A 22,473-nucleotide genomic window follows, 5' to 3' on the forward strand; every position below is an offset into this window, starting at 1 on the left:
TCAGCGCCCCTCGAAGACCGGCTCGCGGCGGGCGGCGAACGCGGCCCTGCCCTCGGCGGCGTCGGCCGTGGCGAAGCAGACGGTCTGCAGGTCGCGCTCGTACCTGATGGCCTGATCGAGCGGCATCGAGTAGGCCGCCCTGAGGTTCGACTTGGCGGTCTGCGCGGCGATCGGCGCCCGCTTGGCGATGGTCGCGGCCAGCTCCTTGGCCGCCGCCGCCAGCTCCCCGGGCGGGTGGACCGCGGTGACCAGGCCCCACTGCAGGGCGCGGACCGCGTCGATCGGGTCGCCGGTCAGCAGCATCGTGGCCGCGTTGCTCGGGCCGACCGCGTGCGCGAGCAGCGCCGACTGGCCGCTGCCGCCGATCCAGCCCAGCTTGATCTCCGGCGCGGCGAACGTGGCGGTCTCGGCCGCGAGCCGGATGTCGCAGGCCAGCGCCAGCTCCAGGCCGCCGCCGTAGGCGTAGCCGTTGACCGCCGCGATGATCGGCTTGCGCAGCGCGCGGACCGCGTCGCCGTAGTCGTCGCGGTTGCGGAACTCCCACGGCGTGTCGTACGCGTCCAGCTCGCGGATGTCGCTGCCGACGCAGAACGCGCGCTCGCCCGCGCCGGTCAGGACGGCCGCCCTGATCTCCGGGTCGGCGTCCACCCGGGCCAGGCAGGCGCGCAGCGCGGCGGCCATGTCGGGGGTGACGGCGTTGAGCTTGGCGGGTCTGTTGAGTGTGACGACGGCGACCGGGCCGTCGACGTCGAGGAGGACGTCCAAGGGAGGCTCATTTCTAGCAGCAGAGACGTATGTGCTGTTCGGCGTCGGCGCGGGCCACCTCGACCACCGTGCGCATGGCCTCCTCGGCCTTGCGGTGGTGGCGGCGTCTGATCGCCTGGGCCACGCGCTCGTGGTTGGGCAGCGTTTCCTTGTTGTGCGCCACCGAGCGGGTGTGCACCTGGCGCACCGACCGCAGGGCGATGCTGATCATGTCGTAGAGGTAGAGCAGCAGGTCGTTGTCGGCGGCGGCGAAGACCGCCTGATGGAAGGCCAGGTCGGCCTCGATGAACGGCTCGGGGTCGTCGGCCGTGGCGTACAGCGCGGCCAGGGCCTCGTCGATGCGGCGCACGGCCGCCGCGTCGGCCCGCTCTGCCGCCACCCTCGCGGCGCCGGGCTCAAGCGCGACCCGCAGGTCGGCCAGCACCCTGATGTCCTCGGGACGCGGCTCGGGCTCGAAGCGCCAGCTCAGCACGTCGGCGTCGAGCAGGCTCCACGACTCGCGCGGGCGCACGATGGTGCCCGCACTCCTCCTGGTCTCCAGCAGGCCCTTGCCGGCCAGCACCTTCACGCCCTCGCGGACCGCCGAGCGGCCCACGCCCAGCTCGCCGACCAACTCCTCCTCGATGGGGATGGACGTGCCGGGGGCGAGCTCGCCGTTGACGATGCGGGCGCCGAGTGCGCGTACGACCTGGACGTGACGGGCCGCGTCACTGCGGGGATCTGTAGCCACGGCTCCGCACGGTATCCCGAGCGCGCCGGAAATCCTAGACCCTTCATCGGATGAAGTTCGGATTTCATCAGATGAAGTCTTCACAGGGCGGCGGCACGGTAGTAGCTTTCCCAGGGACGCCGCCGGCGACGATCACCGAGAGACCCGCCCACCTCCTGCCGACCTCGACCCACGTCCACCCCCTGCTCGCCCGCGAGGGAGCGGCCATGACGACCCTGGGACTCATCCACACCTCGGCGACGCTCGTGCCGGTTTTCGCCGACCTGTGCACGCGGCACCTGCCGGGCGTCGAGACGTTCAACATCGTCGACGACAGCCTGATCAAGAACACCGTCGCCGCCGGGCGGCTCACCCCCGATACCGCCCGCCGCGTCGCCGGGCACATCGCCAGCGCGGAGGCCGCAGGGGCCGACCGCATCCTCGTCACCTGCTCGTCGATCGGCGCCGCCGTCGAGGCCGCCGAGCCGCTGACCGGCGTGCCCGTCACCCGCGTCGACCGGCCCATGGCCGACCGCGCCGTCGCCATCGGAGCCAGGATCGGCGTCATCGCCACCCTCGCCACCACCCTCGAACCCACCGCCGACCTCGTACGCCGCCGCGCAGAAGCGGCGGGCGCCGAGATCGCGCTGACCGCCCGGCTGTGCGAGGGCGCGTTCGAGGCGCTGATGAGCGGCGACGCCGCCACCCACGACGCCCGCGTCTCCGCCGCGCTCACCGAGCTGGCCGGGGAGGTGGACGTCATCGTGCTCGCCCAGGCGTCCATGGCCAGGGTCGCCGGCGCCGTCCCCTCGCCCGTCCCCATCCTCGCCAGCCCGCCGCTGGCCATGGAGTACCTGGCGAAGGAGCTGCATGGCTGAGCTGACCGTCGCCACGTACCGGGTCGTCACCCGGCTGCCGCTTGAGCGGGCCGTCAGCGCGATCGCCGGCGAGCAGAGCACCGGGACGTTCGTCAGCGTCGCCGGCGAGACCGACGAGCTACGCGCCCGCCACGCCGCCGTCGTGCTCGGCATCACCGAGATCCCGCCGCCGATCACCGAGCCGCTGCCCGGCGCGCGCGGCGACGGGCCGCTGCGCGCCGCGCTCGTCCGCATCGGGTTCCCGCTGGACAACACCGGGCCGTCGCTGACGAACCTGCTGCCCGTCGTCGCGGGCAACCTCTACGAGCTGCGCGAGGCGGCCGGGCTCAAGCTCGTCGACCTGGAGCCGGCCGCCGCGTTCGGTGAGGCGTACCTGCCGCCCGCGTACGCCGTCGAAGGCACCAGGCGGCTCGTCGGCCGGCCGGAAGGCGTGCTGATCGGCACCATCGTCAAGCCCAACGTCGGGCTGCGCCCCGCCGACTACGTCCCGCTCGTGCGGGAGCTGGGGCTTGCCGGGGCCGACTTCATCAAGGACGACGAGGTCAACGCCGACTGCCCGCCCGCGCCGCTCGCCCAGCGCGTCGAAGCCGTCACCGCCGCGCTCGACGAGGTCGAACGCCGCACCGGGCGGCGGCCCATGTACGCCTTCAACATCAGCGACGAGCCCGACCGCATGCTGCGCAACCACGACCTGGTGGTGGCGGCGGGCGGGACCTGCGTGATGGTCAACCTCAACGCCGTCGGCCTGCCCGCCGTCGCCATGCTGCGGCGGCACGCCGAGGTGCCCATCCACGGCCACCTCGCCGGGGTCGGCGCGCTCGCCCGGCATCCCGGGATCGGCATCGGGCTGGTGGCGTACCAGAAGCTGGCCCGCCTCGCCGGGGCCGACCACCTGCACTGCGGCGGCTTCCACAGCAAGTTCTACGTCACCGACGACGAGGTGGCCGACACGGTCGCGGCCGTCCGCGCGCCCCTGCTGGGCGGTTTCGCCTGCCTGCCCGTGCTGTCGTCGGCGCAGTGGGCGGGGACCGCGCCCGTCACCCTCGACCGTACGGGGACCGACGACCTGCTCGTCCTGGCCGGCGGCGGCGTGCTCGGCCACCCCGACGGGCCCGCCGCCGGCATCACCAGCATCCGGCAGGCGTGGCAGGCCGCGGCTGCGGGCGTGCCGCTTTCCGAGGTGGACGCGCCCGAGCTGGCCCGCGCCTTGGAGCACTTCGGTACGGCGGTGGCCCGATGACCCTTGACGGAGGTGGAGGCGCCCTGGAGTGCTCCCGGTTGGGCGGTGGCCCGATGACCCTTGACGCCAGCCGGCTCGGCCCGGGAGCGCTGCGGTTCGGTGATGACCCGATGAGCGATTGCGAGGCCGGGCGGTGACGCTCTTCGCCTTCGTGGCCGACGACTTCACCGGGGCGACGGACGCGCTGTGGCAGTTCCGGCGTTACGGGCTGACCGGGTCGCTGGTCACCGACGCGCGCCGCCTGCACGATCGCGCCGACGTCATCGGCCTGGCCACCACCGCCAGGGCCGCGGACGACCCGGTGCCGATCGCGCTCCCCGCGCTCCGGGCCGTGGCGGCGCTGTGCCCCCTCGCCGTCCAGTACAAGATCTGCTCGACCTTCGACTCCGCACCCGAGCGGGGCAGCATCGGCGCGGTCATCGCCGCCCTGCACCGCGCCGGTCTCGCCGACGGGCCGGTGCCGGTGCTGGCCGCCCAGCCCGAGTTCGGCCGCTACACCTGGTACGCCAACCACTTCGTCCGCTCCGGCGACGACGTGCTCCGCCTCGACCGCTACCCGCCCGCCCGCGACCACCCCGTCACGCCCGCCAGGGAGGCCGACCTGCGAATCCGGCTCGCCGAACAGGGCGCGGGCCCGGTCGGCCGGCTCCCCGCGGGGGCGACCCGCGACCGCTACCTCGCGCTGCGCGGCCACGCCGCCTTCGTCGCCGACGCCACCACGGACGACCACGTGCACGCCCTCGGCCGCCTCCTCCTCGCCGATGCCCTGACGACGTTGCCCGAGGGTGCTCCTTCCGCGTCAGGGGCTAGAGGCACCGGTCGTTCGGCCTTCGCGGCGTCTTCCGCGGGCTCGTCTCCGGTCGCGAGCGCTGGGTCCTCCACGCTGTCGGAGGCGCTTCCCGGCGGCTCTGCTCCCGGCGGCTCTGCCTTCGCCGCGAGCGCTCACCCGGCCGGGGCCTCCACCGGCTCCGAGGCGCTTTCGGGCGGGGCACCCTCCGGGGCCGGCCGACGCGTGCTCTGGTGCGTGGGGTCCGGCGGGATGAGCCAGGCGCTGGCCTCGGCAGCGGCGTGGTGGCGGTCGGGTACGGCAGCGCCGGCTGAGCCTGCCTGGTCGGAACCCGGTCCGGAACGCGGACCCGCCGATCCGGAACCCCAGCCCGCCGGTCCGGAACGCGGACCCGCCGGGCCGGGACCAGCGCTCACCGGTCCGGGGCTTGCGCCCACCGGGCCGGGGCTTGCGCCCACCGGGCCGGGACTCGCGCCCGCCGATGCGGGGCTCGTGCCAGCGGGACCGGAACTCGGGCCCGCGGGACCCGTACTGGTGGTGTCGGGGAGCCGGTCTCCGGTGACCGCGCGGCAGATCGCCACGGCGGCGGAGGCGGGTTGGGCGGTCGTGGACGCGTCCGAGGGGATGGCGGCGATCGCGGCGGCCGAGGTGAGCCTGCGCGCCGGTCGCCACACCATCGTGCAGACCACGCTGGGCCCGGAGCGCGACCCGGACGGCATCGGCGACCTGCTCGGCCGGGTGGCCGCCGCGTCGGTGGCTGCCGGGCTGACACGGCGGCTGGTGGTGGCGGGCGGCGACACCTCAGGGCAGGTGGTGACCGCGCTCGGGGCGCACGCGCTGGACGTGGTCGCCTCCCTGGCGGTGGGCGGGCCTGTGTGCGTGCTCGCCGCCGACGATCCCGCGTTCGACGGACTGGAGGTGGCGCTCAAGGGCGGTCAGGTGGGCGGCGACGACTTCTTCCTCCGCGCCGCCGCCGGCTCCGCGCGCCGCCTGCACTAGCCCGCCCCGAGGCATCGGCCTGCCCTGCGGCGCCGGCCCGCTCTGCTGCGCCGGCCCGCTCTGCGGCATCGGGCTGCTCCGAGGCGTCGGCCCGGCCGAAGCGCCGGTGGCGGGAAGGGGCGGGGAGGAAGGTCGTGGATGGGGGGATCGTGGGGAAGCGGGATGATGGTCGGCATGCGCTTCGAGCCGATCGACCGTCCAGCCCAGGCATTCCAGCAGTCCGTGACCCCCGACCACATCCAGCGGATCGCGCGCCGGGTCTTCGGCCGTGACGCCGTCTCGGCGGCCGAGCTGGGGCTCGGCATGTACAACACCACGTACAAGGTGACGATCGAGGGGCGGGACCGGCCGGTGGTGATGCGGTTCGCGCCGGACCCCGCCCGTCAGGCCCGCTCGGAGCGTGAGCTGATGCGCAACGAGTACGCCACCGCCCCCTACCTCGCGCCGATCGCCCCGCTGATGCCGCGCATCATCGCCGCCGACTGGTCGCACGAGCTGATCGGCCGCGACTACATGGTGCAGACGTTCCTGGACGGCGTGCCCGCGCCCGACCGCCTGCCGAGCTACCCGCGCCCCACCTGGACAGGCTTCTTCCGCAGGCTCGGCGAGATCACCAGGACGGTCCACGACATCCGCGGCCCGGGGTTCGGCCCGGTGGCGGCGCCCACGTACCGCACGTGGAGCGAGGCCGTGGCGGGCGCGCTGCACGAGCTTGCCGCCGACGCCGAGGACGCCGGCCTGCACGGCGCAGACCTGCGCAAGGCCGCCGCGCTGGCGGAGAGCCGCAGTGACGTACTCGACGAGATCACCGAGCCGCGCCTGCTCACCGGCGACCTGTGGACGGTGAACACGATGGTCGCGGCGGACGCGCCGGAGCCGACGCTCACGGGGGTGCTCGACCTGGACCGTACGTGGTGGGGCGACCCGGCCGCCGACTGGACGATCAGGATGGCGAACGCCAAAAAGGACGAGCGGCTGGCGTTCTGGGAGGCGTATGGAGAGCCGGACCGCACCCCCGCGGCGGTCTGGCGCTCCGTGATCTACGAGATCCGCCATCTTGGCGCCATCCGGCTGGAGCGGCACCGGCACGGGCAGACCGACGGCGTGAGCCGCTCCTATGACGACGTGGCGGCCGCGCTCGCGGAGATCGATTGACGCTCACACAGAGGCGTCACCGAATATGATGTGGATCACCGGCCTGAGCCGTCAATTAATGTCCGGATTCTGTGACACAAGCGCATCCCGCGGGCGCCGCGACGGCCATCTGATCATCCGCGTTTCCGCAGGTGGGCCCGGGAAATCCGCGACCGGGCGCCGCGTCCGGCGATCTATTGCGAGTGACCTTAACGTTATATGCCGCGATTCTGACTGTTATCCCTTTCCTTATATATTGCGCGTTGATCAGTCATCTTGACGTCACGTGAATTTCGCGATGTGAGATGGGTTTTCCGTTGAGGGGGCGCCGCTCCGCGTGGAGTTCGCGCCCTCGGTCAGCGCGAACGGAGAGTGATGGGCAAGTACCTGCTCCGCAGGTTGGCGATAAATGTGATCTTGGTCGCTATCGCGGCTAGCCTGGCGTACATGCTCGCGGCGACCACGCTGAACCCGCGGGCGTCGTACCAGGGGCGGCAGCCCCCGGTCCCCGAGGCGACCATCGACGCCACATTGGACGCCTACAACCTGAACGACAAGACTCCCGTGCTGCAGCGCTACGTGACCTGGGCTTCCGGGGTCATCACCGGAGACTTCGGCAAGACCTGGAACGGCGGTTCGGTCAACGACGAGATGGGCCGCCGCATCATGGTCAGTCTCCGGCTCCTGTTCATCGGCACCCTGCTGGGGTTCGCGGTGGGCGTGGCACTTGGCGCGATATCCGCGGTGAAGCAGTACAAGATCACTGACCGGTTAATAGGTGTCAGCTCCTTCGTGATCATGGCCATCCCGGTGTTCGTGCTGGCCACGCTGCTGGCGATCGCGACCTACAACCTCAACAGAGGGCTCGGGTTCACGCTGATCGAGTACACCGGCGAGTACAACCCGCGCCTGTCGGGCTGGGACCAGTTCCTCAACCGGCTGAACCATCTCATCCTGCCGACGATCTCGCTGAGCCTCGGCTCGATCGCCTTCTACAGCCGGATCCAGCGCAACATGATGCTCGACGTGCTGAACCAGGACTTCGTCCGCACCGCGATGGCCAAGGGCCTGCGGCGCAGGACGGCGCTCATCAAGCACGCGCTGCGCACCGCGCTGATCCCGTCGGCGACGTACTTCGCGTTCGCGTTCGGGACCATGTTCACCGGAGCCACGTTCACCGAGAAGATCTTCGCCTGGCACGGCATGGGCGCGTGGCTGGTCGACTCGATCAACCAGAACGACGTCAACTCCGTGGCCGCGGTGACCTTCTTCGCCGCGGTGTGCGTCCTCGTCGCGTCGTTCCTGTCGGACGTGCTGGTGGCGGCCCTCGATCCACGGGTGCGGGTGAGCTGAGATGCGATCGAAAGTCGTCCTGCGGCGCCTCTACCGCAACAAGCAGGCCCGCTACGGGATCATCGCGCTGATCCTGCTGGTGGCGCTGGCCTACATCGGGCCGTACTTCGGCCCGTACGACTGGACCGAGAAGGACTTCCTCGCCTTCCTGCAGCCGCCGAGCGCCGACCACTGGTGGGGCACCACCTCGATCGGCCAGGACGTGTACGCCGTCACGCTGCGCGGCATGCAGAAGTCGATCGTCATCGGCCTGCTGGTGGCGCTGATCTCCACGGCCCTGGCCGCCCTGGTCGGCGCGTTCGCCGGCTACTTCGGCGGCTGGGTGGACAAGGTGCTCATGTGGGGCGTGGACCTGCTCCTCGTCCTGCCCAGCTTCCTGATCATCGCGATCGTCTCGCCCCGGCTCAAGGAGGGCGCCTCCTGGCTGTGGTTCGTGGTGCTGCTGGCCGCGTTCTCCTGGATGATCACCTCGCGGGTGGTGCGGAGCATGACGCTCTCGCTGCGCGAGCGCGAGTACGTCCTGGCCGCCGTCTACATGGGCATCCCGCGCTGGAAGATCATCTTCCGGCACATCGTCCCCAACCTGTCGTCCCTGCTGATCATCGACGCCACGCTGAACGTCAGTGGCGCGATCATCGGTGAGGCGGCGCTGTCCTTCTTCGGCTTCGGCATCCAGCCGCCCGACGTCTCGCTCGGCACGCTGATCGCGCTCGGCTCCGGCAACGCCACCGGCTACCCGTGGCTGTTCGCCTTCCCGCCGGCCTGCTGGTCGCGTTGGTGCTCAGCGTGAACCTGATCGGCGACGGGCTGCGTGACGCACTCGACCCGGGGAGCAACTCGTGAGCATCTTGGAGGTCAAGGACCTCACCGTCACCTTCCCCGGCGGCATCGAGGCCGTGCGCGGCGTCAGCTACGAGGTCGAGCGCGGCGAGGTGCTCGGCATCGTGGGCGAGTCCGGCTCGGGCAAGTCCGTGACGTCGCTGGCCGTGATGGGCCTGCTGCCGCGCGACGCGGTGGTGGACGGCTCGGTCAAGCTGCACGGCCAAGAGCTGCTCGGCATGCCGGAAGACGAGCTGGTCAAGGTACGCGGCAAGGCGATCAGCATGATCTTCCAGGATCCGCTGTCCGCCTTCACCCCCGTCTACACGATCGGCGACCAGATCGCCGAGGCCGTCCGCATCCACCAGAAGATGCCCAAGGACAAGGCGGCCAAGCGCGCGGTGGACCTGCTCGACCTGGTCGGCATCCCCAACCCGCAGCTGCGGGCCAAGGCGTTCCCGCACGAGTTCTCCGGCGGCATGCGCCAGCGCGCGATGATCGCCATGGCCATCGCCAACGACCCCGACCTGCTGATCTGCGACGAGCCGACCACCGCGCTCGACGTCACCATCCAGGCGCAGGTCCTGGAGGTGCTCAAGACCGCGCAGCAGGAGACCGGCGCCGGCATCGTGATGATCACCCACGACCTCGGCGTCGTCGCCGGCATGGCCGACCGGGTGCTCGTCATGTACGCGGGCCGCCCGGTCGAGCAGGGCTCGGTGGACGACATCTACTACCGGCCGCGCATGCCGTACACGATGGGCCTGCTCGCCTCGATCCCCAGGGTGGACGGCGAGGAGGGGCCGCTGGTGCCCATCGAGGGCAACCCGCCCTCGCCCGCCTCGCTGCCGCCGGGCTGCCCGTTCGCACCGCGCTGCCCGATGAAGGTGGACATGTGCGAGGAGGAGGAGCCGCCGCTGACCCCGATCGACGGGGGACGCCACGTGGCCTGCATCCGCGCGCACGAGATCGAGCACAAGGGCCTGACCGGCGCGGACGTGTTCCCGGTCCCGGTCATCCCGCCGAGCGACGTCGTCCGCGTGCCGCGCGAGCAGCGCCCCACGGTGCTGGAGCTGGACGGGCTCAAGCGGCACTACCCGCTGATGAAGGGCGCCATCTTCAAGCGCCGCGTCGGCACGGTCTACGCCGTGGACGGCATCAGCTTCGACATCGCCGAAGGCGAGACGCTGGCCCTGGTCGGCGAGTCCGGCTGCGGCAAGACCACCACGCTGCAGCAGATCATGCAGCTCGCGCCGCCGCAGGACGGCCGCATCGTGGTGCTCGGCAAGGACAGCGCCAAGCTGGACAAGGCCGCGCGCCAGGCGCTCCGCCGCGACCTGCAGATCGTCTTCCAGGACCCGATGGCGGCGCTCGACCCGCGCATGCCGATCGGTGACATCATCGCCGAGCCGCTGCGCGCGCACGGCAAGAAGGACGTCTCCGCCAAGGTCGCCGAGCTGCTGCAGCTCGTCGGCCTCGCACCGGAGCACGCCGAGCGCTACCCGCAGCAGTTCTCCGGCGGTCAGCGCCAGCGCATCGGCATCGCCCGCGCACTGGCCCTGGAGCCGAAGCTGCTCGTCCTCGACGAGCCCGTCTCGGCACTCGACGTCTCCATCCAGGCAGGTGTGATCAACCTGCTGGAGGAGCTGAAGAACAGGTTGGGCCTGTCCTACCTGTTCGTGGCACACGACTTGGCGGTGGTACGGCACCTGGCCGACCGGGTGGCCGTCATGTACCTCGGAAGGATCGCCGAGATCGGCGCGGTCGAGAACGTCTACGACCGGCCCGCGCATCCGTACACGCAGGCACTGCTGTCGGCGATCCCGCTCCCCGACCCCGAGAAGGAACGCACCCGCAAGCGGATCCTGCTCGAAGGCGACCTGCCCAGTCCGGCCGACCCGCCGTCTGGCTGCAGGTTCCGCACCCGCTGCCCCAAGTTCGCCCGGCTCAGCGAGGCCGAGCGACGGCGGTGTGTGGAGGAGGAGCCTTCGGTCGCCCGGCTGACGAGCGCCGTCGACCACGGTGCCGCCTGCCACTACGCGGAGGAAGTCGAGGTCATCACGGCCTCGGACAATCAGGAGGAAGAGTGAAGGTTCATCACCGTGCGGCCGCTGGGCTCGCGGTCCTGGCCATGGCAGTGGCGGCCTGCGGCGGCGGCGGCTCGGAGAGCAAGCAGCCGAGCGCCGAGCAGTCGCAGCAGGCCCAGCAGCAGATGGCGGAGACCCCGTCCATCAGCATCAACCCCGTCCCGTACGAGCAGGTGAAGGACGGCGGCACGCTCACCCTGCCGATTGGTCAGTGGCCGAGCCAGTGGAACCCCTACCACGTCGACGGCAACCAGGCCGACACCTCGGAGATGCGTGACACCTTCCTGCCGTCGGTGATGGTGTCGGACGCGGAGGCCAACTTCACGCCGAACAAGGACTACGTGACCGACGTCAAGCTCGACCAGTCGTCGGGCAAGCAGGTCATCACCTACACGATCAACGACAAGGCCCAGTGGTCGGACGGCACGCCGATCACGTGGAAGGACTTCGAGGCGATCTGGAAGTCCAGCAACGGCGAGAACAAGAAGTACAAGCCGACCTCCACCGACGGCTACGACCGCATCGAGTCGGTCGAGAAGGGCGACTCCGACAAGGTCGTCGTCGTCACCTTCGCCAAGACGTACCCGGAGTGGCAGGGCCTGTTCACGCCGCTCATGCCGGCCAAGCACATGGACTCGCCCGAGGCGTTCGAGAAGGACTACCTGCAGAAGGTCCCGGTCACCGCGGGTCCCTTCAAGATCGAGAAGATCGACGAGGGCACCAAGACGCTGACCGTCGTGCGCGACGACAAGTGGTGGGGAAGGAAGGCCAAGCTCGACAAGGTCATCTTCCGTACCATCGAGACGCCCGCCGCGCAGGTCAACGCCTTCGCCAACGGCGAGCTCGACATGGTGGAGATCCCGCCGGGCAGCCCCGCCGACCTCAAGCGCGCCAAGGAGGTCCCGAACGCGGACATCCGCAAGGCGCTCAGCCCCAACTGGCGGCACATCACCGTCAACAACCAGAGCGAGTTCCTGAAGGACAAGTCGGTCCGCCAGGCCGTGCAGTACGCCATCAACCGTGACGTGATCACGCAGTCCGACCTGAAGGACATGGACTGGCCGCTGCAGACGCTCGGCAACCACGTCTTCATGAACAACCACAAGGGGTACGTCGACAACTCCGGCGACCTCGGCAAGTACAACCCTGAGAAGGCCAAGCAGCTGCTCGACGCGGCCGGCTGGAAGCAGGAGAGCGAGGGCGCGACCCGCAAGAAGGACGGCAAGGAGTTCGAGCTGACCTTCGTGGTGCCCGCCGGCGTGCCGTACGCCAAGACCGAGGGCGAGCTGACCCAGGCGATGCTCCAGGAGGTCGGCATCAAGCTCAACATCCGCGCGGTGCCGGACGACAAGTTCTTCACCGACTACATCATCAAGGGCGACTTCGACCTGGTGCCGTTCTCGTGGATCGGCACGCCGCTGCCGCTCGGCGCGCTGCCGCAGATCTACAAGACCGGCTCCGAGAGCAACTTCCCGAAGTCGGAGAACCCTGAGCTCGACGCCGCGATCGACGATGCCGTCGGCGAGATGGACCCGCAGAAGGCCATCGAGAAGGCGAACATCGCCGACAAGATGATCTGGGACATGGTGCACACGATCCCGCTGTACCAGCGTCCCGACATCCAGGCGGCCAAGAAGACGCTGGCCAACCTGGGCGCTGAGGGTTACAAGACCTACGACTGGACCGAGGTCGGCTTCACCGAGTGAGCCCCTCTCACGTGAACGGGCGACCCCCGGCCGGAACTCCTCAGGCCGGGGGTCGCCCCGTTTCTGGAGGTCTTCAGCCGCCGTGCGAGTCGGCCGCGCCGCCCTTGAGCGTGATGCCGCAGGACGGGCCGCCGGGGCCGTCGAAGCGTACGGAGTCGAAGAAGTCGCGGAAGGTGGGGAAGAAGTTGCCCTTGTCCCTGGGCTGGGTGACGGCGGTGCAGCCGTCGTAGTCCGCCTCGGAGAAGAGGTAGATGAACGAGTCGGTACGGTTCCAGTCGGACTTGGCGCGGTCGGCCATGCCCAGCGCGGCCAGGTCGGGGGTGTCGGCGTTGATCTGGATGATGTCCCCGGTGCCGTCGAGGCCGGAGAACATGCAGTAGTAGCCCTCCTGGCACCGGTCGTAGCCCTCGGCGGCCTGAGCCGGCGTTCCGAGCGCGGCCACGACGGCGGCGGCGAGCGGTAACGCCAGCATCTGAAGCTTCTTGCCCACACTTCCTCCAAGGGTGAAACTTTCTTTCACCCCGAACATACACGGCGCGATCTTGTAGGGAAAGGGATCAATTTCGCGCCGCCAGACCGACCTCCACGCCCGCCCTGGTGCCCCAGCGGCCCACCCGGTGGCACGTCAGCACCGCGTACGCCAGGAGCGGGCGCAGCACCAGCAGCCGCCAGAGCGCGGCCAGCGGGGCGAGCGCGAACAGCACCAGCCGCGCCCGTGTGCTCTCGTCGCTGCGCCGCACCGTGAACAGCCGCAGCGCCATCGCGTAGTTCATGGCCAGCGCGGCCTGCCCCGTCGCGACCGCCGCCGCGCCCAGGTGAGCCCGGTGGTCCGGGCCGGCCACCAGCGCCACCGGGACGGCCACGACCAGCAGCAGGTGCAGGAGCTCGGCCACCGCGGTCCAGAAGGCGGCGCCGGTCAGGGGCAGGTAGCGCAGCCACCACAGATGACGTACGGCCGTGCCGCGCATCCACCGCACCTGCTGCCGCACGTGATGGCTGAGCCGGGCCGGGGCGAGCGTGAACACCATCGCCGACGGCTGGTGCACGGTCCGCCCCGCCAGCAGGGCGTGCAAGGTGAGCAGCGAGTCGTCGTTCATCTGCATCGGACGGCCGCGGAAGCGCTCGCTTCCGTACGCGCCCGCGCACCTTCGCACCACGCCCGCCCGGTAGAACGCCAGCGCGCCCGAGTTCAGCCGCACCTGCCTCAATGCCGAGGTGGCGCTGCGCAGGCCGAGCGTGAACGGCAGGTACAGCAGGGGGCTCAGGCGGGCGAGCACGCCATCGGCCCGGTTCAGCACCAGCACCTGACCGGCCACCGACTGCACGCGCAGGTCCGCGAACGGGGCCAGCCCCTCCCTGACGGCGTGCCGGTCGAGCACCGAGTCGCTGTCGAGGGTGACGAAGACGTCCCCGTCGTCGCCGGCGAGTGCGTGCATCTGGGCGTGGCGCTTGCCCCGGTTCGGGGTGCGGTCCCAGGTCGTCTCGATGCCGCGCGCCGCCGCCTCCTGCTCGAATTCCGTGCGTACGTCGTCGTACGGCAGGTCCGAGCCGTCGTCCACCACCCGCACCCGCGTGACCGGGCGGCTCTGCGCCAGCACCGAGCGCAGGCAGGCGCGCAACGCCTCCGGATCCTCGTTGTAGACCGGGATCTGTACGGTCACCCGCAACGCGTCCAGCCTCGCCTGGTCGTCGCGCCGTGCTCTGATCGGGCGCTCGCACCACGACAGCGGCAGCCACCACAGCAGGATCGCGGCGAGCGGCCAGGCCGCCTCGCCGCCGCCGTTCGGCAGGGCGGCCATCACATGGGTCACGCCCCAGGCGGCGACGGCGGTGGTGAGGAGTGCGGCGCATGCTTGGAGCTTGGGACCGGCGGCGTAGTCGGCGGATGGGAGCCGCCGGGGGCGCCCGTCTCGCGTCATGGGCAGAGGGGGTCGCGGCCGGGGCGGAAGCGGGCGCGTACCAGGAAGGCCGTGCCGAGCGCGATCGACGCGCAGAGCACGACCAGCCACGGGTGCCCGCCGGCCAGCGCGGCCACCGCCACGCCGCCGCCGTAGCCGGCGAGGGATCCGTACGCCATGAAGGGCCTCCTGAAGGCGAGGGGTGACGAAGGCGAGGGGTGACGGCGGGAATGTCGCCGGATCCGGGGCGCGGCAACCTCCCCGCCGGTCAAGAGGAGCTGAAAGTTTCACCGGAGTACGGCCCGTTTCCGCTGGTGCCTGCCCTCGCCGGGGCGGCGCCTCGCACGCGGCGGCGAAACTCGGGGATCGTGACCTACAGTGCCTCTGGGAGCGCTCCCACATCCCTTCGAGCCAGCCGGAGCAGCGTGCGATGAGCAGCAACCCGAGCAGGAAGCGGACGGTTCCGACGTGGGCCGGCCGATGGCGGACCGGTCTGCGGCGGGCCCTCATGCGGACGGACCCGCCACCGGGCGACCCGCCACCGGGCGACGCGCCGCCGGGCGGATGGCGGGCGAGCCGCAGACGGACGGGATTCGCCGCCGTTCTCGCCCTGGTCGCCGCGACCCTGACCGTGCCCGCCACGGCGATCGCGGCTACGGTCCCCGCGACCGGGGCGGCGGCCCTGCCGTACCAGGACCCGAGCCTCCCTGTCGGCGCCCGGGTCGACGACCTCATGTCCAGGATGTCGCTGGAGGAGAAGCTGGGCCAGATGACCCAGGCCGAGCGCGGCTCGGTCAGCGCGTCCGACATCACCACGTACCGGCTGGGCTCGGTGCTGTCGGGCGGCGGCTCGGCCCCCACACCGAACACGCCCGCCTCCTGGGCCGACATGTACGACGGCTTCCAGAACGCCGCCCTGGCCACCCCGCTCGGCATCCCGCTCATCTACGGCGTGGACGCCGTACACGGCCACAACAACGTCGTCGGCGCCACGATCTTCCCGCACAACATCGGCCTCGGCGCCACCCGCGACCCCGACCTTGTCCAGCGCATCGGCCGCGCCGTCGCCGAGGAGGTGTCGGGCACCGGCATCGACTGGAACTTCGCCCCCTGCCTGTGCGTGGCCCGCAACGACCGGTGGGGCCGCACGTACGAGTCCTTCGGCGAGACCCCCGACCTGCCCTCGTCGATGACCTCCATCATCACCGGGTTGCAGGGCGACGCGCTGAACGGCCCCGCCTCCGTGCTCGCCACCGCCAAGCACTACGTCGGCGACGGCGGCACCGAGGGCGGCGTCGACCAGGGCGACACCCGGCTGTCGGAGGCCGAGCTGCGGGCGATCCACCTGCCGCCGTTCGAGGAGGCCGTGGAGCGCGGCGTCGGCTCGGTGATGATCTCGTTCAGCAGCTGGAACGGCACCAAGGTGCACGGCCACCGCTACCTCATCACCGACGTGCTCAAGGGCGAGCTGGGCTTCGACGGGTTCGTGGTCTCCGACTGGAACGGCATCGACCAGATCGACGGCGCGCCCGGCACCTCCGCGCTCGACGTGCGCACCGCCATCAACGCCGGCATCGACATGGCGATGGTGCCCACCGAGTGGCGGAGCTTCATCGAGCTGCTGCGCGCCGAGGTGCAGGCAGGGCGCATCAGCATGGAACGGATCGACGACGCGGTACGCCGCATCCTGACCAAGAAGTTCGAGCTCGGGCTGTTCGAGAAGCCGCTGACCGACCGGTCGTACACCTCCACCGTGGGCAGCGCCGAGCACCGGGCACTGGCCCGCGAGGCCGTCGCCAAGTCGCAGGTCGTGCTGAAGAACGAAGGCGGGCTGCTGCCGCTCGCCAGGACCGGCGGGAAGATCTTCGTGGCCGGTAAGAGCGCCGACGACATCGGCAACCAGAGCGGCGGCTGGACGATCTCCTGGCAGGGCTCCTCCGGCGACATCACGCCCGGCACCACCATCCTGGAGGGCATCAGGAACACCGTCGGCTCCGGCGCCACCGTCACCTACAGCCGCGACGGCAGCGGCATCGACGGCTCGTACCGGGTCGCCATCGCGGTCGTCGGCGAGACCCCGTACGCCGAGACGCAGGGCGACCGGCCGGGCGACCTCGGCCTCGACAGCACCGACCTGAACACCCTGGCCAACCTGCGGGCCTCCGGCGTCCCCGTCGTCGTGGTCCTCGTCTCGGGACGGCCCCTCGACATCGCCGCGCAACTCCCCGGCTGGGACGCCCTGGTCGCCGCCTGGCTGCCGGGCACCGAGGGGCAGGGCGTGGCCGACGTGCTGTTCGGCGTCGTCCAGCCGACCGGGAAGCTGCCCATGACCTGGATGAACAGCGCCTCCCAGCAGCCCATCAACGCGGGTGACGGCAAGACGCCGCTGTTCCCGCAGGGGTTCGGGCTGACGTACGAGCCGGGCGGAGAGGACGACACCACCCCGCCCACCGCGCCCGGCACCCCCACCGCCTCCGGCGTCACCTCCACCTCGGCCACCCTCACCTGGTCCGCCGCCACCGACGACGTCGGCGTGACCGGGTACGACGTGGTCCGCTTACAGGGCTCCGCCGAGACACCGGCGGCCTCCGTCACCTCCACCTCCGTCACCATCACCGGCCTGTCGCCGGACACCTCCTACACCTTCGCCGTCTACGCCAGGGACGCCGCCGGCAACCGCTCACCCCGCTCCGGCACCGTGACGGTCACCACGTCCGGCGACGGCACCGGATCCGGCTGCACGGTCACACCGTCCACGCAGAGCCAGTGGGGCACCGGGTACGTCATCCAGGCCACGGTCGCCAACACCGGCACATCTTCCAGAACGTCCTGGACGGTCACCTTCACCCTTCCCGCCGGGCACACCATCACCGGTTCGTGGAACGCCGAGGTGAGCGTCAGCGGCCGTACCGTCACCGCCCGCAACGCCCCGCACAACGGCACGCTGGGGGCGGGGAGAGCACGTCGTTCGGCTTCCAGGCCACCCGCCCCGACGGCGACACCTCCCTGCCCACGTCGTACACCTGCAGCTGACCCGGGCCGCCCCGGGCCCGGGTCCCGCCCGCGGAGCCGGTGCTGTGCCGCTGGGCCCGAAACCGGGCGCGCTGGCGTTGCCGAACCCAGAGGGCCGCCGGCGGCGCGCCGCCTCCGGCGGAGCGGTTCGCTCGTCGCCCCGGGCGACGCGCCCTCCCGGCGGAGCGGTCCGCTCGCCGCTACGGGCGGCGCGCCACCACCGGCGGAGCGGTTCGCCGAGGGCGGCGCGCCACCCGCAAGGTCAGCGGTCCACGTGGAGGGTGCCGAACGTCACCTGGGGTGTCGCACCCGCGAAGTTACGGTCGACCTCGGCGCGTTCGGCCGCGCTCGGGGCGGCGTTCTGGCAGCTCACCGGCGCGCTCGAGCCCGACATCAGGTCGCTGCACAGGCCCGTACGCCGGTCGGGCAGGCCGAGGATGTGCCCGATCTCGTGGGTGGCGATGCGCAGGGGGTAGTAGCCCTGGTCCACGGCCTGCCGGCCCATCCACACGGTGCCGCGCCCCAGGCTGGTGGGCAGGGCGCGGGGCCAGCCGTTGTCGGCGATCACCACGAAGTGGGCGGGCGTGCCGCGCACCAGCCGTACGTTCGACACGTTGGCGTTCCAGACCTGCGCCGCCTGATCGATGGTGGCGCTGAACTCGGCGGCGCGGCTCGCGTCGTACCGGATGACCGTGACGAGGGCGGCGGCCTGCGCGGGGGCGGTGATGAGCAGGAACGCCAGGCTGAGTACGGCGGACAGGACGATGCGAAGGCGTTTGGTCACGGAGCCTCCTCCGGAAAGTTGGGGGTGTTGTGACGGTATGCGCACCACCAACCCCCGGAAGAGGTACCAAGTTGCTCCTATCACCGTGATATGGCCCCGCTCAGCAGATCGACTGGCGGCTGTTGACCAGCGTGTTGTTCCTGAACGTGATGTTGACGCCGCACGGGTTCTCCACGAGGGCGGAGTTCGTGACGGTCAGGTTCTGGATGGTGATGTCGGCGGTGTTGGGGAACTCCGAGCGGGCGGCGATCCGGATGTCGCCCGGGCCCTGGACGCTGCCGCCCTGGGCGGCGATGTTCACGTTGTAGCAGTTCTCGATGAGGATCGCGTTGTTGCCGGTCTGGGCGATGTCGACCCGGTTGATGACGGCGCCGCCGCTCTCCGAGACGCAGAACACGCCCCTGCCGCCGCCCCGCGCGATGACCTGGTTGACGCGGATGTTGGTGGGATAGCCGGAGCCGATCCTGCCGTTCCTGTTGGCCATGCGGAAGGCGGCGTACCCGGTGCCGGTGCCGGCGTTCTGCGCGTCCACCGTGTCGACCGTGGCGTTGATGGTGTCGTTCAGCAGCAGGCCGGAGTGGCCGGTGTCGCGGGCGACGACGGTGCCGACGGTGAGGCCGTCCACGCCGTACGTCTCCACGCCGTGCGTGCTGGTGCCCGAGACGTAGACGTTGTCGATGCGTACGTTCCTGGTCCGTACGCTGCGGTCGCCGTGGTTGTCGATGCGGATGCCGAGCCCGCTGGACAGGCGCAGATCGATCTGGCCGAGGGTGATGTCGGTGCCGTTGCGGACGAAGATGCCGTACAGCGGGGTGCCGGTGACGTTCAGGTGCTGGACCTCGACGTCGGTGACGCCTCGTGCGTACACGACGGCCTGGTCGCCGGAGCCGGAGCCGGTCACGTTCACGGTGCCGCAGACGTCCAGCACCGTGTAGCTCGGCAGCGACAGCCGCGAGCCGGCGCTGATCGAGCCGGAGCCGCGTACGACGACGCGCTGCTTGGAGGTGCGGCCGGCGGTGAGGCTGTTCACGGCGGCCTGCATGGCCGACAGCATGCTGCTTCCCGTGTAGACGGTCCTGCTGCCGTTGCGCGCGGTCCAGGTGCCGCCGCTCAGCACGGCCTCGGCGTTGTACGAGCCGTCGCCGCAGGCCAGCGCCTTACTGGGGGGCGTTTGCGCGGCGGCGGGGCCGGACAGCGCGGTCGCCGCGAGCGCGAGTGCGGCGAGGCCCGTGATGAGTTTCCTCGTGCTGCTGCGTAACATGCTCCGCTCCCATGAATCGATTCATTCGCGACAAAGCTCCTGACCTGCACATTTGCTCGGCAGCAAGCGGGTGGAACGGGGGTTGAATCGCACGGAGTATCACAACGTTCAAATCGGCCGTCAACCGAGCGTGAAACTTACATGACAAGCCCTCTGACTCCTGGCGATCTCCTCACAAAAGCCGCGCTCTGCGGTCATCGAAAACTGTCAGTGGCCGCGTGCACACTCGGAGCATGCAGAACGAGTCGCTCGACATCGGCGAACTAGCCCTCCCCAGTTGGAGCGTCCACACCGACAAGATGGCGGAGGTCGGTTTCCTGACCATCGCCAGACGGCTGCCGTCGCTCGTCGGTCAGGCCCTGCGCATGGCCTGGCAGGCGAGCCCCCGCGACACCCTGGCCACCGTCGTGCTCAACCTGCTCGGCGGCCTGTTCACCGCGTTCGGCCTGCTGGCCACCACCGGCGTGCTGACCGCGCTGTTCAGCGAGGGCCCCACCCCCGACCGCGTCATGGCGGCGCTGCCCAGCCTCGCCCTCGTCGGCGCCGCCGCGGTGCTGCGCAGCTCCGTCCAGGCGGGGGCGGGCTGGGCGCAGTCCCGGCTCACCCCCCAGATCGCCCGCCACACCGAGGAGCGCCTCTACGGGCTGACCAGCCGGGTGGAGCTCGTCTCCTACGACGACCCCGACTTCCACGACTCTTTGGAACGCGCCACATCGCGCGGCGTGGCCGTGCCCGGCTCCGTGGTCAGCTCGGCCATCGACGTCGTGACCGCCGTCATCGGCATCGGCGCCGCCGCCGGTGTGCTCGGCGTGCTCCACCCCGTTCTGCTCCCGCTGCTGCTGCTCGCCGTCCTGCCCGACGCCTGGGCGGCGGTGCGCAGCGCCCGCATGCGTTACACCGCCATGTACTCCCTGATCCCGGTGGCCCGCCGCAAGTGGATCATCGGCGATCTCATGGCCAGCCGGTCCTGCGCCGCCGAGGTGCGCTCGTTCTCCATGCGCGGCTTCCTGCTGCGCATGTACGACGTCGTGGCCCGCGCCCAGCAGGACGTCCTGCTGCGCCTGGCCCGCCGCCAGACGGTGGCCAGGCTGGTCGGCGACGCGCTCGGCGGCATCGGCACCGCGCTCGTCTACGTCGCGCTGGGCGTCCTGCTGGCGATCGGCGCCATCCCGCTCGCCGTCGCCGGCACCGCCGTCCTCGCCATCCGTTCCGGCCAGACCTCGCTGGCCAACCTCATGTACGCCACCAACCACCTCTACGAGCAGGGCCTCTACTTCACCGACTTCCTCGACTTCTGCGCCGAGGCCGAACGCCGGGTCACCCGCCCCCGCTCCCGGCCCGCCCCCGACCGCTTCTCGGCCATCACGGCCGACAACGTCACCTTCACCTACCCCGGCGCCGACGGCCCGGCCCTGCGCGGGGTGTCGGTCGAGATCAAGCAGGGGGAGGTGATCGCGTTCGTCGGCGAGAACGGCTCCGGCAAGACCACCCTGGCCAAGATCCTCGCCGGGCTCTACGAGCCCGACAGCGGCACCGTGCGGTGGGACGACACCGACCTGCGCGAGGTGGGCCCCGACGAGCTGCGCCTGCGCACCGCCGTCATCGCGCAGGACCACACCCGCTGGCCGCTCGCCGCCCGCTACAACATCACGATGGGCACCGACAAGGGCGAGCCCGCCCTCCACGCCGCCGCCTCGGTCGCCGGGGCCGACGAGGTCATCGCCGAGCTGCCCCACGGCTACCGCACCCTGCTCGACCGCCGATTCAAGGACGGTCACGAGCTGTCCGGCGGCCAGTGGCAGCGCATCGCCGTGGCCCGGGGGTTCCATCGCGACGCTCTCCTGCTCATCTGCGACGAGCCCACCGCCGCCCTCGACGCCCGCGCCGAACACGCCCTCTTCGAGCGGGTACGCGCTCACTCCGACGGCCGTACGGTGCTGCTCATCACCCACCGGCTGGCCAGCGTGCGCTACGCCGACCGCATCTACGTGCTCGACCACGGCGAGGTCACCGAGCAAGGCGACCACGACACGCTCATGGCGCTGAACGGCCTCTACGCCGACCTCTACACCCTCCAGGCGGCCGCCTATCGATGACCGCCGCGTTCAGGCGACGGTGACGTCGAGGAAGATGGGCCGCTTGTCGGCCAGCAGCGGCGCGCCGTCCTCGTCGGTCATCTTCCAATAGATCTTGCAGCGGCCGGGCGAGTCGGGGGCGCGCACCCGTACGGTGATGTCCACCGATTCGCCCGCACGTACCGGGCCGATCGCCACCCGCTTGGGGGCCTTGCAGGGGGTGTCGTTCATGCGGGTGAGGTAGCGGTCGTGCCAGTGCACGTTGCCCGCGTTCCGGATGCGCCAGGTCTTGTCGAACCGCTCGCCCGCCCGTACGACGCTGCCGTCGGGGTAGGTGACGTCCCGCTCGAACACGGAGTCGTCGTGCGGGGAGGCGGGCACGGTCGGTGTGGCCGGGTGCGGCGAGGTGGGCTCGGTGGGTGTGCTCGTGTGTGGTGAGGTGGGCTCGGTCGGTGTGCTCGCGTGTGGCGAAGCGGTCTCGGTCGGTGTGGCCGGGTGCGGCGAGGTGAGCGCGGTGGGCGTGGCCGGGTGTGGCGAGGCGGGCGCGGTCGGCGGGATCGGGGTGTCCGGCGTGGTGCTGGTCGGGGCCGCGTGCTCCTGCCGGTCGCCGGCCACCGTCGGCACCAGCCACCCCAGGACGACGGCCGCCACCCCTGCCACCGCAACGACGGCGGTCACCAGCGCCGTCCTGCGGCGCGGCACCGGCTGCGGGTGGGGGTCGGGCTGCGGATGGGGGTCGGCTGGCGAAGCGGCCTCCGCGGTCGCGGCCTCGGGCGCGGTGACCGGGGCCGCCGAGGATGCGGTCGCCGCAGTCGTGTCCGCGGTGGACGCGGACGCGTGTCCGGAGGGCGTGGTCGTGTGTCCGGGAGGTGCGGTCGCGTTTCCTGGGGCGGTGGTGGTGTCGCCGGAGGGTGTGGTCGCGGTGCCTGGGCCGGCGGTCGTGTCGTCGGAAGGGGCGGTCGTTTT

The 22,473-nt window shown here is 71.2% G+C and carries 16 protein-coding genes and 2 pseudogenes; 10 read left to right on the forward strand and 8 right to left on the reverse strand.

The genetic code is table 11. From position 1 onward, the window contains the following. Positions 1-765, reverse strand: coding sequence for an enoyl-CoA hydratase/isomerase family protein (locus tag ACFMQL_RS25615; RefSeq protein ID WP_364056134.1), 765 nt, complete (start codon positions 763-765; stop codon positions 1-3). A 13-nt stretch (positions 766-778) separates the two neighbouring features. Continuing rightward, positions 779-1,495 (reverse strand): FadR/GntR family transcriptional regulator, encoded by a 717-nt coding sequence (locus tag ACFMQL_RS25620; RefSeq protein WP_364056131.1) that lies wholly within the window; start codon positions 1,493-1,495, stop codon positions 779-781. Positions 1,496-1,701: 206 nt separating this feature from the next. Between ACFMQL_RS25620 and ACFMQL_RS25625 the strand changes: the two genes are divergently transcribed. From ACFMQL_RS25625 to ACFMQL_RS25660, 8 genes and pseudogenes are all read left to right on the forward strand, one after another. Beyond that, complete coding sequence (locus ACFMQL_RS25625) at positions 1,702-2,352, forward strand: aspartate/glutamate racemase family protein (RefSeq protein ID WP_364056128.1); 651 nt, start codon at positions 1,702-1,704, stop codon at positions 2,350-2,352. Then, positions 2,345-3,592 carry a RuBisCO large subunit C-terminal-like domain-containing protein gene (locus ACFMQL_RS25630; RefSeq protein ID WP_364056125.1) on the forward strand — a complete coding sequence of 416 codons (1,248 nt, stop codon included), beginning with the start codon at positions 2,345-2,347 and terminating at the stop codon, positions 3,590-3,592. Before ACFMQL_RS25625 ends, ACFMQL_RS25630 begins: the two co-directional genes overlap by 8 nt. A 133-nt stretch (positions 3,593-3,725) precedes the next feature. Continuing rightward, a complete protein-coding gene (locus tag ACFMQL_RS25635; RefSeq protein ID WP_378787382.1) occupies positions 3,726-5,378 on the forward strand; it encodes a four-carbon acid sugar kinase family protein in 1,653 nt (550 codons plus the stop codon). Positions 5,379-5,552: 174 nt separating this feature from the next. Beyond that, a complete protein-coding gene (locus tag ACFMQL_RS25640) occupies positions 5,553-6,533 on the forward strand; it encodes an aminoglycoside phosphotransferase family protein (protein WP_364056119.1) in 981 nt (326 codons plus the stop codon). A 354-nt stretch (positions 6,534-6,887) separates the two neighbouring features. Further along, complete coding sequence (locus ACFMQL_RS25645) at positions 6,888-7,865, forward strand: ABC transporter permease (RefSeq protein ID WP_364056116.1); 978 nt, start codon at positions 6,888-6,890, stop codon at positions 7,863-7,865. A gap of 1 nt (position 7,866) precedes the next feature. After that, positions 7,867-8,708, forward strand: a pseudogene (locus ACFMQL_RS25650) (ABC transporter permease). Next, the gene (locus ACFMQL_RS25655; RefSeq protein WP_364056110.1) at positions 8,705-10,774 is read left to right on the forward strand and encodes an ABC transporter ATP-binding protein; all 2,070 of its coding nucleotides are present in this window, start codon (positions 8,705-8,707) and stop codon (positions 10,772-10,774) included. The pseudogene ACFMQL_RS25650 and the gene ACFMQL_RS25655 overlap by 4 nt, the downstream one beginning before the upstream one ends. Then, a complete protein-coding gene (locus ACFMQL_RS25660) occupies positions 10,771-12,477 on the forward strand; it encodes an ABC transporter family substrate-binding protein (protein ID WP_364056107.1) in 1,707 nt (568 codons plus the stop codon). The genes ACFMQL_RS25655 and ACFMQL_RS25660 overlap by 4 nt, the downstream gene beginning before the upstream one ends. A gap of 73 nt (positions 12,478-12,550) precedes the next feature. On the opposite strand, the gene ACFMQL_RS25665 is transcribed toward ACFMQL_RS25660, so the two are convergent. The 3 genes from ACFMQL_RS25665 to ACFMQL_RS25675 form a co-directional block, all read right to left on the reverse strand. After that, positions 12,551-12,949, reverse strand: coding sequence for a peptidase inhibitor family I36 protein (locus ACFMQL_RS25665; protein WP_364056104.1), 399 nt, complete (start codon positions 12,947-12,949; stop codon positions 12,551-12,553). An 85-nt stretch (positions 12,950-13,034) separates the two neighbouring features. Further along, entirely contained in the window at positions 13,035-14,396 is a 1,362-nt protein-coding gene (locus ACFMQL_RS25670) for a glycosyltransferase (protein ID WP_378787386.1), read from the reverse strand. Then, positions 14,393-14,554, reverse strand: coding sequence for a hypothetical protein (locus tag ACFMQL_RS25675; protein WP_364056098.1), 162 nt, complete (start codon positions 14,552-14,554; stop codon positions 14,393-14,395). Before ACFMQL_RS25675 ends, ACFMQL_RS25670 begins: the two co-directional genes overlap by 4 nt. Before the next feature lie 590 nt (positions 14,555-15,144). On the opposite strand from ACFMQL_RS25675, the pseudogene ACFMQL_RS25680 reads away from it, so the two are divergent. Continuing rightward, positions 15,145-17,277, forward strand: a pseudogene (locus ACFMQL_RS25680) (glycoside hydrolase family 3 N-terminal domain-containing protein); the annotation flags it as partial. A gap of 372 nt (positions 17,278-17,649) precedes the next feature. Here the strand turns inward: ACFMQL_RS25680 and ACFMQL_RS25685 are convergent. Further along, a complete protein-coding gene (locus ACFMQL_RS25685) occupies positions 17,650-18,255 on the reverse strand; it encodes a snapalysin family zinc-dependent metalloprotease (RefSeq protein ID WP_378790208.1) in 606 nt (201 codons plus the stop codon). 16 nt (positions 18,256-18,271) lie between these two features. After that, positions 18,272-19,432 (reverse strand): hypothetical protein, encoded by a 1,161-nt coding sequence (locus tag ACFMQL_RS25690; RefSeq protein WP_364056089.1) that lies wholly within the window; start codon positions 19,430-19,432, stop codon positions 18,272-18,274. 233 nt (positions 19,433-19,665) lie between these two features. Here ACFMQL_RS25690 and ACFMQL_RS25695 point away from each other — a divergent pair, with 233 nt between their 5' ends. Beyond that, positions 19,666-21,528, forward strand: coding sequence for an ABC transporter ATP-binding protein (locus tag ACFMQL_RS25695; RefSeq protein WP_378787388.1), 1,863 nt, complete (start codon positions 19,666-19,668; stop codon positions 21,526-21,528). Positions 21,529-21,537: 9 nt separating this feature from the next. Here ACFMQL_RS25695 and ACFMQL_RS25700 read toward each other — a convergent pair whose 3' ends face one another. Beyond that, positions 21,538-22,185 (reverse strand): NBR1-Ig-like domain-containing protein, encoded by a 648-nt coding sequence (locus ACFMQL_RS25700; protein WP_378787389.1) that lies wholly within the window; start codon positions 22,183-22,185, stop codon positions 21,538-21,540. Positions 22,186-22,473: the final 288 nt, after the last annotated feature.

Source organism: Nonomuraea fastidiosa (genome assembly GCF_042751225.1).
Lineage (GTDB): Bacteria > Actinomycetota > Actinomycetes > Streptosporangiales > Streptosporangiaceae > Nonomuraea > Nonomuraea fastidiosa.